Below are 14694 nucleotides of genomic sequence, written 5' to 3' on the forward strand. Positions count from 1 at the left end.
CAAAAGAACTGACCCAGGACAAGGCAGATGCACTGGCAAAAGCATTGAATGAAGCACAGAAGTCATTGGAAAAAGCAGAGTATGCATTGATTACAAAAGGAAACGACGATGCTGTTAACCGCACCGGAAACTGGACTGTCCGGGAAAATTCACAATCCTGTGATACAACAGTTAAGGATAGTTATGCAGAATTTGAATTTTCAGGAAATACCATAGAATGGTACGGAGTAACGGCAAGTGATCATGGTATTGCGGATGTGAGTGTGGTAGACAAGGCAGGGGTAGTGGTAGAAGGTTCTCGGAAGATGGTGGACTGTTATACGGCAAACAGAGGAACCGATGTATTATTATATCAATTTAAAGAATTAAATCCGAATGATACCTATAAGATCATCGTAAAGCAAAATGGAAAAAATGCAAGTGCTGGTTCTGCTTATATAGAAATATATTCCTTCCGTGTGCAGAAAACAGAAAGTGAAATAATAGACAAAACGGCACTGCAGGAATTGTATGACACCGTTTCATCTTATAAAGAAAGTGACTATACGGCAGACAGCTTTGCGGTTTTAAAGGCAGCAGCAGAGCTTGCACAACAGGTATTGGAAGGAGAAGAAGCCGGAAATGCACAGGTATCGGATACATGCAGTCAGCTTCAGGATGCTATAGACCAGCTTGAGCGAATTGTAAAAGCAGAGGGGGTTGAACTGAATCAGGCAGCAGCACGATTGGAAACAGGAGATACCTTGCTGCTGACGGCGCTTGTGACACCGGAAAATGCATCCAATAAAAATATTAACTGGGTTTCCTCAAATGAAAATGTGGCAACCGTAGACCAAAAAGGAATGGTATCGGCGGTTGCAGAGGGCACAGCTGATATTAAAGTAATTACACAAGACGGCGGATTTACAGACCAATGTAAGATAACGGTAGATATACCGGAAGCTCCTGTGAAAGTAACGGGAATCCTTCTGGATACTCATAGCGCAACATTGACAGAAGCAGGCGCAGTATTAAAGCTAAATGCTAAAGTGGAACCGGATAATGCAGTCAATAAGGATGTACTGTGGAAATCCTTTAACGAAGCAGCAGCGATTGTGGATGAAAATGGAATAGTCACAGCTGTAGCAAATGGAAAAGCGGTAATCACAGTTACCACAAGGGATGGAGGCTACGCAGCAGTTTGTGAAGTAACCGTTGAGATACCGGAACCTGTGATTGCAGTGACCGGAATATCACTGGAACCGGATATGGCAGTGCTGAATGGTTTTGGAGATAAGCTATCCCTGAATCCTGTAGTAATACCGGAAAATGCCACGGACAAAACCGTAACCTACAGCTCATCCAATCTGGATGCAGCGGCGGTAGATGAAAAGGGTGTAGTCACTGCTGCAGGAGAAGGAGAGACTGTTATCACAGCAACCACAAATGACGGGGGATTTGAAGCTGTATGCAAAGTTAAGGTAGAGATTCCGGTTGAAAATGTGGAGGTGACAGGGATTGCCTTAAGCCAGACGGAAGCAGTGCTGACAAAAGAGAATGAAATATTAAATTTAACCACACAAATTATGCCGGAAAATGCAACCAATAAAAATGTACTGTGGGAGTCCTCGAATACGGAAGCTGCAACAGTAGATGATAACGGAGCCGTTACAGCAGTTGGCAATGGAGAGTCAATCATAATGGCAACAACCGAAGACGGAGCATTCACAGCCGAGTGTAAGGTAAAAGTAGAAATTCCGATCCGGGTTGAAGGTATTCGCTTAAGTCATGAAATTGTCCGGCTGGATAAAGAAGGTGCAACCCTTCAGCTGCAGGCATCCGTGAACCCGGAAAATGCTGCAAATAAAAATGTAAGCTTTACTACAACGGCACCTCAGGTAGCCCAGGTAAGCCAGGAAGGTTTGGTAACAGCCCGCAGTAATGGACAGGCTGCAGTCATTGCGACAACAGAAGATGGTAGATTTACAGCGGTTTGTATTGTAACGGTTGAAATACAAGCTCCTCATATAGCAGTAACGGGAGTGAAATTGGACAAAACAGAAGTAAATTTGACTGCAAAAGGGGAGACAGTCAGCCTGAAAGCAGCGGTAGTTCCGGATAATGCCACAAACAAGAACGTATTTTGGACTTCCTCTAATACGGGAATTGCTGCAGTAAGCCAGTCGGGAGTTGTTACAGCAGCTGCAAATGGTACAGTAACTGTAACTGCAACAACGGCAGAAGGAGAAAAGGCTGCATCCTGTAAAGTAAATGTTAAGATTCCGGTTACGGTACAAAAACCAGCAAAGGTTACGGGATTAAAAGTCAGCAGTGCAGTATATTCTATAAAAATAAGCTGGAATAAAGCGGCAGATGCAGAAAGTTACCGGATATACATTTACAAAGACGGCAAGTGGAGAACAGCAGGAAATACTTCCCGTAACAGCTTTACAATCAAAAAATTAAAAGCAGGTAGCAGATACAGTGTGAAAGTGGCGGCAATCAATAAAGCAGGAATAGGGACCGTATCCTCTGTTCAAAAGACAACGGCCAGACCACAGAAAGCAGTCATTAAGAGCATTGTAAAAACCGGCTCATCAAAAGTGAAAATTACTTTTAAGAAAGTAACAGCCAGTGGATACCAGATTCTGATGAAGTCGGGAAAAGGCAGCTATAAGCAGATAAAAACAACAAGCAAGACAAGTGCAACAATTAATAAAATGAAGAAAGGAACGAAATACAGCTTCCGGGTTCGGGCATATCGTAAAGTTGGATCTAAAATTTACTATGGTAAATATTCCGGTACGAAAACATATACCTTAAAATAAGTTAAAGAAGAGGAGTGCCGGTTTTGGCACTCCTCGAATCGTTACGCTTCAAACAGTTGTTCTTTAGGATTAACGATTGGTCTAAATCCAGCCCCCGTCAAACTTAATGACCTGACCGGTGAGGTAGGAATGGCTCCGGCAGAGATCGTACACCAGATCGGCAACTTCTTCCGGTTTTCCAAAACGGTCCGCAGGTATCTCTTCAATCAGGGCGGCACGCTCTTCCTGGCTTAAAAATTGATTCATTTCCGTATCAATTGCTCCACAGGCAATGGCATTCACCTGGATATTACTGGGTGCAAGTTCTTTTGCCAGCGCCATCGTAAGAGAGTTCAGCCCGCCCTTTACTGCAGAGTATGCAACTTCACAGGAAGCTCCAACACATCCCCAAACGGAAGAAATATTAATGATCTTACCTCTCTTGTTTGAAAGCATCAGAGGAATTGCTTTTTGGCTGCAGTAAACGGCAGAAGACAGATTTGTCTGCAAAATGCGGTTCCACTCTGCAGGAGACAGATCGGTAAAAAGTCCTACATAGGAGATGCCTGCGTTATTCACAACTACATCCAGCGTTTGAAAACGGGAAGTAATCTCACAAAAAAGGTTTCCTACAGTTTCTGCGTCGCCCATGTCTCCCACAAAGGGGAAACAGGTCACACCGTATGTTTGTTCAATGATATTCCGGGTTTCTTCTAAAAGACGGTCATTCTTCAAACAGGTAATAATAACCTGATATCCTTCGCTGGCAAGTTTTACGGCAATGGCGCGTCCGATGCCCCTGGAAGCCCCGGTGATAAGTGCGGTTCTTGGCATTACAGAGTACCTATAAAGCGCATAAAGCCTTCCCGGCCTTCTGCTGTACATTTGTAGACTCCGGCATGCTCCAGAACTTTCATAAATACCAGACCGATTTCATCGTTCAGGATTTGTTTGACATTACTTTCATCGATTTTTTCATATTTTGCAGAAAATGCTTCTGCCCAATCTGCATGTTTTTCAAGATCCTCGCTGGAACGGATATCTTTACCGGCAGTAATATAATCTGCAAGCTGTTCCATTTCTGATTTCAAACGTGCCGGAAGAACGGCAAGTCCCATAACCTCGATCAGTCCGATGTTTTCTTTTTTAATATGGTGAAGTTCTGTATGAGGATGATATACACCCAAAGGATGTTCCTCTGTAGTAATGTTGTTTCTCAGAACCAGATCTAATTCATATGCATCACCGCGTTTACGGGCTATTGGGGTAATGGTATTATGAGGTTCCCCTTCTGTATTTGCGAAGATGAAAGACGCTTCGTCCGTATATCCTCTCCAGGCATTTAAAATGTGGTCAGCCAGATCAATAATACGGCCGGCATCGGTACAGCTGATACGTATTACAGACATAGGCCATTTTACGATTCCTGCTGTGACATCTTCAAATCCTTTTATGCTGAATGAGGATTCAATGGGAGCCTTAGCCATGGCGAATTCATAGTTGCCGCCCTGGAAATGGTCATGGCTCAAAATAGATCCGCCAACAATCGGAAGATCTGCATTGGATCCTACAAAATAGTGCGGGAACTGTTTAACAAAATCCAAAAGTTTTCCAAAGGTATCCCGTTCAATTTTCATAGGGATATGTTTGGTATTGAATACGATGCAGTGCTCATTGTAATAAACGTAAGGAGAGTACTGGAATCCCCACTGGCTGTTATTAATAGTAACAGGTATAATGCGGTGGTTCTGTCTTGCAGGATGATTCACTCTTCCGGCATAGCCTACATTTTCAGGACAGAGAAGACATTTTGGGTATCCGCTCTGTTTTGCAAGTTTTGCGGCAGCAATAGCCTTAGGATCTTTTTCCGGTTTGGAAAGGTTGATTGTAATATCCAGATCTCCGTAAGGAGTAGGGGTTTCCCATTTCATATCCTTTTTAATGCGGTATCTGCGGATGTAATCAGTATCCTGACTTAATTTATAGAAATAATCGGTTGCAGCTTTGGGATCTTTTGCATACAGATCCAGGAACTTCTTTACAACTTCCGAGGGTCTCGGAACCAGACGTCCCATAATTTTTGTATCAAATAAATCACGGTATACAACGCTGTTTTCTTTCATAATACCATGTTCGTAAGCATAATCCATGATGTTAGAAAGCACTTCTTCCAAGTTAATATCAGTGTAATCTTCCTGTGGTTCATCGTATTCTTCCATCTCCAGCAACTCCAATAGGGCATTGGTAGTGTAGATGCGGTCTGTCTCCTCGATCAGTCCCGTCTGAAGTCCATAGGTAACCAGTTTCTTAATGTCATTGTAGATCATTTTCTTTCCTCCGCTTATTATTATTTAGAATAAATTCTATAGGCAGGTAAAATAAGTATATATCACACCTGTAAAAGGGCAGACAGGCGAAAATACAATATATAAATATTAACATAAAATTTTATGATTTGAAATAGGAAATTGTTTAGAGTCTGGAGAAAAAAATTACACATTCATTAATTACATGTTAACAAAATAGGTATTGCTTGAAATTAAAAGTAAAGTCTGTTATCATTGTTTTACGATGCAGGATTATGCAATTTGCTAAATCGGATTTAAGGTAGTAGGTGATAAGATGAATGAGAATATAGAAATACTGGGCATTAAGATCGATAATGACAGTGTAGAAGAAGCAGTGAACAAAGTGGCAGGATTTCTGGAGAGAGATTCTCTTAGCACGGTAGGGATGATATTTGCAAATGTTCTGGTGGAAGCGGTAAAAGAGCCGGGATGGACAGACAAGATGGGGACGATGGATTTGAATATCATCGGAGACAAGGAAGTCTGGAAGGTCTGCGGCGAAGAATTAAAACAGTCATTAGAAGAGATAGAAGATAACAGTTTTCTAAAAGGCATATGCAGCTATGCGATGGAACATAATAAGACAGTCGCATTGTTAACAGAGAAAGATTCGGAAAGGTTGATTTTTCAAAAGCATATGAAAAAGCAGCACAGGGGATTAAATATCGTGGGTACTTTTTCTCTGGATGATGCAACGGAGGATGAAGACAGCATCGTAAATCTGCTGAACGCTTCGGCGGAAGACATTATCATAGCAGCAATTCCAAGCCCTTATGAAGAAGAATTTCTGATGGGGTGCAGACAGAAACTGGGTGCCAGAGTCTGGATTGGAATGGGACAAACTGCAACATCATTAATGAATGTGGAATCAAAGGTTAACTTTTTGGGCAAACTGATAGAAAAGAGGATATTTAAGAGAAAAGTATCAAAATATCAGAGCGAAAAGGGGGAGTAATCCCATGGAATTTCACAGGAAAAGACCGGTATATCTTGATTATTTAATGATGTTTGTGGGAACTGCACTGATGGCAGTTGCCATTAACTCTATCTATGAGCCGGCAGATATGGTAACCGGCGGATTTACGGGTGCGGCAATTTTACTGAAGGCCGTGACAGATCCGTTTTTAAAGGGCGGCATACCTCTCTGGCTCACAAATATAGCTTTAAATATTCCGGTTTTTATCCTGGGAATGAAAATTAAGGGGGTTCGTTTTTTAAAGCGGACATTATTTGCGACATTTACCCTGTCATTCTGGCTATATATTATGCCGGTATTTCCATTAATGAACGAAGATTATATTCTCTCCGCATTGTTTGGCGGCGGGATTATGGGCGTGGGAATCGGACTTGTGTTCATGGCAAGGGGAACAACAGGCGGAACGGATATGGTTGCATCTCTGATACAGAATTACCTTCGCCATTATTCTATTGTCCAGATCATGCAGGTGATTGATGCATTTATCGTATTGATCGGTGCATATGTCTTCGGAATCAGCCGTGCCCTGTATGCTATAATAGCAATACTGGTTACTTCCTGGATTTCTGACCATATGATAGAAGGAATTAATTATTCAAAGATTGCTTTTATTATTACAAACCTCAGGGATGAAGTGGCACATGAAATTATGAATGAATTAGAACGGGGACTGACCGGACTGGATGCAAAGGGAATGTATTCCGGAGAGCATAAAGATATGCTGTTCTGCGTAGTCTCTAAGAAAGAAATCATTCTATTAAAAGAGAGAGTTGCATCCGTAGATCCGGGTGCTTTTGTGGTAGTTAGCGATGCAAAAGAGGTGCTTGGATTGGGTTTTTTAGAGCGTCATTTTGAAAAATGATACTTTTTTACAAAAAAGTATCATTTTTCTCTTTCTTTTTTGGTAGTTTTATATTAGAATACAAGTAGTATTAGCGTTTACAGGGAGAAGAGTGGGAGCGTAATCGTTATCAGGTTTCTTAAATTATGGGAAAAAGGAGTGACATTAGTGATATCAAATCAAATTTTACAAAATACTCTCGATGGTCTGAAGGCGATCGCAAGAGTAGATCTGTGTATTGTAGACACAGAAGGAAGCATGCTTGCAACTACATTTCCGGAGGCAGAGGAATACAGGGAGTCAGCAATGGCGTTCGTATCCTCTCCGGCAGACAGTCAGGTGCTGGCTGGACATCAGTTCTTCAAGGTTTTTGATGAGCATCAGCTTGAATATGTGCTGATTGCAGATGGCAGCAGTGAAGATGTGTACATGATCGGGAAACTGGCTGTTTTCCAGATCCAGAATCTGTTAATTGCTTATAAAGAGAGGTTTGATAAAGATAACTTTATTAAAAACCTGCTTTTAGACAACCTTTTATTGGTGGATATATACAACCGTGCCAAGAAGCTACATATTGAAACGGATGTAAGACGTGTGGTATTTATCCTGGAAACCAGTTATGAGAAAGATAATACTTCTTTAGAGAATGTACGTACTTTCCTGGGAGGCAAATCCGGAGACTTTATTACTGCGGTTGACGAGAAAAGCATCATCGTAGTAAAAGAGCTGGTGAATACAGAAGGCTATCCGGAGATGGATAAAGTGGCCAAAAGTATCATTGACTGCCTGGGACTGGAAAAACGGGAAAAGGCACATATTGCCTATGGAACAATTGTTGGAGAAATCAAGGAAGTATCCAGGTCTTATAAAGAAGCCAGAATGGCACTGGATGTAGGTAAGATCTTCTTTAGTGAAAGAAATGTGATTGCGTACAGTTCCCTTGGGATCGGGCGTCTCATTTACCAGCTGCCCATTCCACTGTGTAAGATGTTTATCCGGGAAATCTTTGATGGTAAATCACCGGATGATTTTGACGAAGAAACATTAACTACGATTAATAAATTCTTCGAAAACAGCCTGAATGTTTCAGAAACTTCAAGACAGCTCTATATTCATAGAAATACGCTTGTTTACCGTCTGGATAAGCTTCAGAAAAGTACCGGACTGGATCTGCGGGTATTCGAAGATGCAATTACCTTTAAGATTGCTTTGATGGTTGTAAAATATATGAAATATATGGAGACTCAGGATTATTAATAGAAGGGTATATGGAACTCTCTGGTAGAATTGACAGAGGGTTCTTCCTTTGCCTGGAGCGTGTAGATGGCGGGAATGAATAATTTACAAAATCTGGAATAAGATAGAGTGTGAAAGAAATATGCTTTTACACACTCTTGGGGCAGAATCGCAGGATAGCCTGCGACATGCAAGGTGTCAAGTATGCAGAAGGTTTTGGAACAGGGGAGGGTACTGTTTCAAGATCTTTCTTTTAAAGGAGACGGATAATGGAAGATGACAAGCGGTTTTTTAAGGGGTTTTTGTGTGGGTTGTGTGTGACTGCGGTATTAGGACTGGCAGCATATTTTATTTCCGGTGAGATTGTGAACAGTAAATTGTTTGATCCCGGGCAGGAATCCCAGGAAGAGACATCGCAGAAAGAGAAACAGTCTGAAGAAATTTTAAAATTAGACGACGGAAAAGTCCTGAAGAAAATCGATGAGATAGAGGATGTGATCAACCAGTATTATTTAAATGAAGCCGATGCAGATTTGGTTGAGACACAGTTATACAAGGGTTTGGTGAAGGGGCTGGAAGATCCTTATTCCAATTATTATACAAAGGAAGAGATGGAACAGCTGCAGGAGTCAAATGCAGGTACATACAGTGGCATCGGTGCTGTTATGATGCAGGATAAAGTAACTAAACTGATCACTATTGCCAGGTGCTATGATGGGTTTGGGGCTGCCGAAGCAGGGATTCTGCCGGGAGACATCTTATACAAAGTGGAAAACCAGGACGTCAGCGGACTGGATCTGAACCAGGTAGTTGCGCTGATTAAAGAGAAAAAAGACGGTACGGTAAATCTGGAATTAAAAAGAGAAGGAAGCGAAGAACCAGTTAAAGCAGAGGTCAAAGTGGGCGCAGTAGAGATGCCTACGGTAAGCAGTGAAATGCTGGATAATAAAATCGGATATATTGCCATTTCAGAGTTTGACGGTGTAACGGAGAAGCAGTTCTCCAATGCATTGGAAAAACTACAAGGCGAATCAATGGAAAAACTCATTATTGATCTTCGTAATAATCCGGGAGGCGTGCTTCAGGTTGCCTGTAAGATGCTGGATCAGATTCTGCCCGAGGGCTTAATTGTATATACGGAAGATAAATATGGAAATAAAAAAGAATATAAATCTGATGCAGAGCATCAGTTTACCAAGCCAATGGTTATACTAGTAAATGGAAACAGTGCCAGTGCATCAGAAGTATTTGCCGGTGCAGTAAAAGATTATGGAATCGGAACTCTGGTTGGCACGACTACTTTTGGAAAAGGAATCGTACAGGGATATAAAGCATTGAGTGATGGTACGACTTTGAAGTTAACGATTGAAAAATATTATACACCAAAAGGAAATAATATCCATGGGGTTGGCATTGATCCGGATGTTGAGGTGAAGCTGGATGAATCACTGGAAAAGAAAGTGGTATTAAACCATGAGGAAGATAACCAGCTTCAAAAAGCCATTTCCGTATTGGAGAAAAAATAAAACCGGATAAAGGAGTGTAAGGTTGAAAGAAAATTACGATGCAGAAAGGACGCCACGATGTGATTCTTTCAACCTGTTTGATTGTGGCAGTATTGCAGGCTTGCCTGCAATATGCAAAGGGAATAAATATGCAGGAAAAAATTATATTCCGTGAAATGCTCAGTGAATTAAAAGCTTATGCGGATACAAAAAATAATGTATTAAATAAAGAAGAAATAAAAGAGTTTTTTAAGAACGCAAATCTGACAGAAGAACAGTATGAATTCATTTATGAATATTTAAACAGCCAGAAAATCGCAGTGGAAGGGTACCAAAAAACTGCGCCTGAAATGGCAGAAGCTAAGGATACAGAGGTATCAGAGGAAGAAATGCGGCAGGTTCAGGAAGAGGAAGATGCATTTTTAAAAATGTATCTGGAAGATCTTGCGGCAAGCAATATCGAACAACTGTCAGAAGAAGAGGAACTGGTACTCTTTAACCAGGCAGCAGGCGGGGATGCCATGGCGAAAAGCCGTCTGATTGAACAGAACCTGAAAAATGTCTATGATCTGGTAATGGAATATAACAATACACAGCTTCCAAAGAGCGATCTGATCCAGGAAGGGAATGTGGGGCTGATTCTGGTAATGGATGCGCTGAAACAGCAGAAAACCCTTTCGGAGTATCGTGAATATATGAAGAAGGAAATCATTCAGGTGTTAGATGATGCGGAGCAGGAACAAAAGGATTTCAAGCACGATGACCAGCAGATAGTGGAGCAGGTAAATTATTTAAATGAAGCAATCAAAAATCTGGAAGAGGATCTGGAAAGAAAGGTCAGTCTGGAAGAACTGTCGGCTTATATTGAAATGCCCGCGGAAGAAATCGAAGCGATCCTGAAAATGGCCGGAGATGAGATTGAATTAACGGATGACAGACATCATCATCATGAAGGACACCATCACCACCATGAAGGCTGTGATCACGGTCAGGAACCGGAAGGGATATAGAACGAATTTAATTAAGAAATTCAAATAAAATGATAAGAAAATCATATGAGTTTTTCTGACACTTTTTGGTAAGATAGATTTACACTTGAATATTTGTAAGATTAGATATTCAGATGAATAATCAAAAAGATGGAGGGAAAACATGAAAAAACGATTAGTGGCATTGGGGTTAACATTGTGTATGGTTTGTTCCAGCATAAGTATGACAGCTTTTGCGAAGGAAGAACCGGAACCGGCAGTATCCTTGCTTTCCAGTGAGAATGAGACCGACAGAAGCATGTTGTTCAACGATGGCTGGAAGTTCTTATTGGGAGATCCAGGCGGTGCAGAAAGTAAAGATTTTGATGATACTTCCTGGCGCAGTCTGGATCTTCCTCACGATTGGAGCATTGAATTTGATTTTGATTACAATTCTCCTGCAACATCGGAATGCGGATATCTGGATGGGGGAACCGGCTGGTACCGTAAAACATTTGTATTGCCGGAATCCATGAAGGACAAAGAAATTTCCATTGATTTTGGCGGCGTCTATATGAACAGCACCACCTATGTGAATGGAAAATCAATAGGTAACTATCCATATGGCTATATGCCATTTACATATAATATTACAGATGAGCTGGTCTGCGACGGCAAGACCAAAAATGTGATTGCCGTTAAAGTTGTGAACCAGCTGCAGTCCAGCAGATGGTATTCCGGAAGTGGAATTTACCGGGATGTACATCTGACAGTGACGGACAAAGTTCATGTGGACCATTGGGGAACGCAGATCACTACACCGGATATTGCAAATGGAACCGGTACGGTAAACGTTACTACCAAGGTGAAAAATGATACCGGTAAAGAACAGACCGTACAGGTCCGCCAGACGGTATTGGACGGGAATGGGCAGGCAGTAACAGACCCTGTGACATCAGAAGATGTAACACTTTCTTCCGGTGATACACAGCCGGTTTCCCAGAGCACTGCAGTAGCAGATCCTGCTCTTTGGTCAACAAAAGATCCAAATCTTTACTATCTGAAGACAGATATTGTAAAAGGGGACAAGGTACTGGATACCAGTGAAAGCAGATTCGGTTTCCGATATACGGAATTCACTACGGATAATGGGTTCTACCTAAATGGAGAGTGGATGAAACTATACGGTGTCTGCATGCATCATGACCAGGGCTCACTTGGGGCAGTTGCCAACTACACGGCAATAGAGCGGCAGATGCGTATTATGAAGGATATGGGTGTAAATGCTATCCGCGTTACCCATAATCCGGCAGATGATAAGCTGATTGAAATCTGTGACAAGATGGGTCTTATGGTAATCGATGAAGCCTTTGACACCTGGCAGGGCGGTAAGAAAACCTATGATTATGGCAGGTTTTTTACGAAGGAGGCAACTCATCCGGATGCAGCACCCGGACAGACCTGGGCAGAATTTGATATTAAAAATATGGTAGAACGGGGAAAGAACTTCCCATCTATTATTATGTGGTCCATCGGAAATGAGATATGGACAACGAACAGTTCACAGGGAGTGCAGACTGCCAAAAATCTTGTGAAATGGGTAAAAGAAATTGATACCACCAGACCTACAACTATCGGAGAAGACAAATTCCGTGGAAACATGGGCGATACCAGTTCCAATCTGGGTAATTCCAATATGGTAGCCGTATTTGATGCCGTAGATATACCGGGACTTAATTATAGTGAGAACCGCTATGATGCCCAGCACAGGGAAAAACCGGAGTGGGCGCTGTATGGTTCGGAAATTGCTTCTGCTACCAGCAGCCGCGGTGTTTATGCCCATCCGGACACTGTCAACAGCGGTGCGTCAATACCTTACCAGCAGTCCTCTTATGACACGGATTGTGTAGGATGGGGAAGAACGGCTCAGGATTCATTAGTAAGAGACCGGGACAGAAAGTTTATCGCTGGTGAATTTGTATGGACCGGATTTGACTATATCGGAGAACCTACACCATGGAACCAGTCTACCACTACACCGCCTAAGAGTTCTTACTTTGGTATCGTAGATACGGCAGGACTTCCAAAAGATTCCTATTATCTCTACCAGAGCCAGTGGACTGACGTAAAAGAAAATCCCATGGTTCATATCCTGCCTCATTGGAACTGGGAAGACAATAACCTGAAATCAAAAGTAACAGACAGAGACGGCAAAATTCCGGTACGGGTTTATACCAATGCACGTTCCGTAGAACTGTATTTTAAACCGGCATCAGATACCAGTGACGGAATCGGAACCCTGGTTGAACAGAAGAAGACATTTGAGACGGTTACACCTTATAAAAATGTTGCAGAAGTAAAAGACAATAAGGATAAGGAATATCAGCAGACGGCAGACGGAAAACTTTATCTGGAATGGCGGCTGAACTATGAACCTGGTACCTTAACCGCAGTTGCATATGACAAAGACGGACAGAAAATCGCTGAGGATGTTGTTTCCAGTGCCACCGATCCTGCATCGGTCAGCCTGAGTCCGGAAAAAAATGTACTTACAGCAGACGGCAGGGACATTTCTTATATCGAAGTGGATATCACGGATGCAAATGGCAATGTTGTTCCCACCGCGGATAATGAAGTTATTTTCAATGTATCCGGAAATGGAAAAATCGTAGGTGTGGATAACGGCGATGCTTCCAGTCATGAGCGGTATAAAGATACAAATGGCGTATGGAAGAGAAAAGCATTTAACGGGAAAGCAGTTGTATTAGTGCAATCCACAAAAGATGCGGGCAGCTTCACCCTGACAGCTTCATCAGAAGGGTTAAGAGGGGATTCAGTCAATGTATTTACAACAGAAACACAGGTTCCGGCAGATCAGATTCTGGGATACAATGCAAAAGCGGTAACTGCAATACTGGGAGAAAAAGTAAATCTGCCTGAAAAAGTGGAAGCCGTATATGGAGATGGAACCAAACAGAAACTGAGTGTAAAGTGGGATGATATTCCCAAAGAACTTCTGGAAAAAGAAGGTGTATTCCAGGCAGCGGGTACGGTTGAAACCGGTGACCGGATTGAAATTAAAGTTACGATCATTGGAATTCTCGGTATTAAAGACGTGAGAGTCGTTACCGGTGTTAATGAAATACCACAGCTTCCGGATACAGCTGAGTTAGTATATACAGATGGCAGCCAGAAGAAAGTAAATGTGATCTGGGACGCAATAGCTCCGGAACAGGTTGCTCAGACTGGTGAATTTGAAGTTAAGGGAACTCTGGAAGGGATCGAAAAGCATAGTGCCAAAGCCATTGTAAGGGTAACAGAGGAGCTTGTCTATGCGAAAAATATTGCCACAAGAGAGGGCAGTGCGTTATATCCCAAGCCTTCCGCTTCCTACAATAATGTAGAGGACTATGTCAACAACCATGACAATAATATGTCCTCCAATATTAATGACGGCAATATTTCCAGAACACCATCCTGGAATAACTGGGTAAATGGAAACGGTGATAAGAAGGAATCCTGGGTTCAGCTGGAATTTGAACAAGCAGCTCAGATCGGAAAGGCCGGAATTCATTTCTATACCGACGGACAGACCAGGAAACCTGCAAAGGTTACGATTCAGACCAGTATGGACGGAACAACCTGGACAAATGTGGCTAATCAGGATCACGTAGATGATTTTGGTGATGCAGCAGAGGACTGGGCAAAAGAATATCCGGTTAATTTCGATCCGGTAAATGCGAAGTTTATCCGTATCCTGATGGAAGGCCAGCCAAAAGAAGGTGGTTCTAAACCGGTAGGAATTTCTGAGTTAAAAGTATACACCGGAGTTGCTGCAGTTGGTGAAACGGCGGCATTGGAAGACTTAAAAGTAAATGGTGAATCAATAGAAGGGTTTGCGGCAGATCAGTTTAATTACATGGTTACATCGGCATACCCATATGAAATCCCAACGGTTACGGCAGCAGCCGCAGATCATGGAAGTGTCTTTGTTATACCGGCACAGACTATTGATGATCAGACGAAAGTTTTGG

Annotated in this window: 9 protein-coding genes; 7 read left to right on the forward strand and 2 right to left on the reverse strand. The window is 42.2% G+C overall.

Features of this window, described 5'->3' with window-relative positions:
• Nucleotides 1–2807, forward strand: a 2807-nt coding sequence (locus RHS_RS31515) for an Ig-like domain-containing protein (RefSeq protein ID WP_395023117.1), incomplete at its 5' end; no start/stop codon positions are given.
• An 81-nt stretch (nt 2808–2888) separates the two neighbouring features.
• On the opposite strand, the gene ymfI is transcribed toward RHS_RS31515, so the two are convergent.
• Together ymfI and galT are read right to left on the reverse strand one after the other, a co-directional pair.
• Nucleotides 2889–3620, reverse strand: coding sequence for an elongation factor P 5-aminopentanone reductase (gene ymfI / locus RHS_RS20505; RefSeq protein WP_047834218.1), 732 nt, complete (start codon nt 3618–3620; stop codon nt 2889–2891).
• On the reverse strand, nt 3620–5113 hold the full coding sequence (galT, locus tag RHS_RS20510; RefSeq protein ID WP_044294631.1) for a UDP-glucose--hexose-1-phosphate uridylyltransferase: 1494 nt from the start codon (nt 5111–5113) through the stop codon (nt 3620–3622). The genes ymfI and galT overlap by 1 nt, the downstream gene beginning before the upstream one ends.
• A 295-nt stretch (nt 5114–5408) precedes the next feature.
• On the opposite strand from galT, the gene RHS_RS20515 reads away from it, so the two are divergent.
• The 6 genes from RHS_RS20515 to RHS_RS20540 all read left to right on the forward strand — a co-directional run.
• Nucleotides 5409–6089 (forward strand): WecB/TagA/CpsF family glycosyltransferase, encoded by a 681-nt coding sequence (locus RHS_RS20515; protein ID WP_027296374.1) that lies wholly within the window; start codon nt 5409–5411, stop codon nt 6087–6089.
• A gap of 4 nt (nt 6090–6093) precedes the next feature.
• On the forward strand, nt 6094–6972 hold the full coding sequence (locus RHS_RS20520; RefSeq protein WP_027296375.1) for a YitT family protein: 879 nt from the start codon (nt 6094–6096) through the stop codon (nt 6970–6972).
• Between the two features lie 147 nt (nt 6973–7119).
• A complete protein-coding gene (locus RHS_RS20525; RefSeq protein ID WP_027296376.1) occupies nt 7120–8208 on the forward strand; it encodes a CdaR family transcriptional regulator in 1089 nt (362 codons plus the stop codon).
• A gap of 248 nt (nt 8209–8456) precedes the next feature.
• Entirely contained in the window at nt 8457–9713 is a 1257-nt protein-coding gene (locus RHS_RS20530) for a S41 family peptidase (protein WP_047834219.1), read from the forward strand.
• Nucleotides 9714–9751: 38 nt separating this feature from the next.
• Nucleotides 9752–10702 (forward strand): RNA polymerase sigma factor region1.1 domain-containing protein, encoded by a 951-nt coding sequence (locus tag RHS_RS20535; RefSeq protein ID WP_047834220.1) that lies wholly within the window; start codon nt 9752–9754, stop codon nt 10700–10702.
• A 142-nt stretch (nt 10703–10844) separates the two neighbouring features.
• Nucleotides 10845–14694, forward strand: a 3850-nt coding sequence (locus RHS_RS20540) for a glycoside hydrolase family 2 TIM barrel-domain containing protein (protein ID WP_395023121.1), incomplete at its 3' end; no start/stop codon positions are given.

The sequence above is a fragment of the Robinsoniella sp. RHS genome (genome assembly GCF_001029355.1).
GTDB lineage: Bacteria > Bacillota > Clostridia > Lachnospirales > Lachnospiraceae > Robinsoniella > Robinsoniella peoriensis.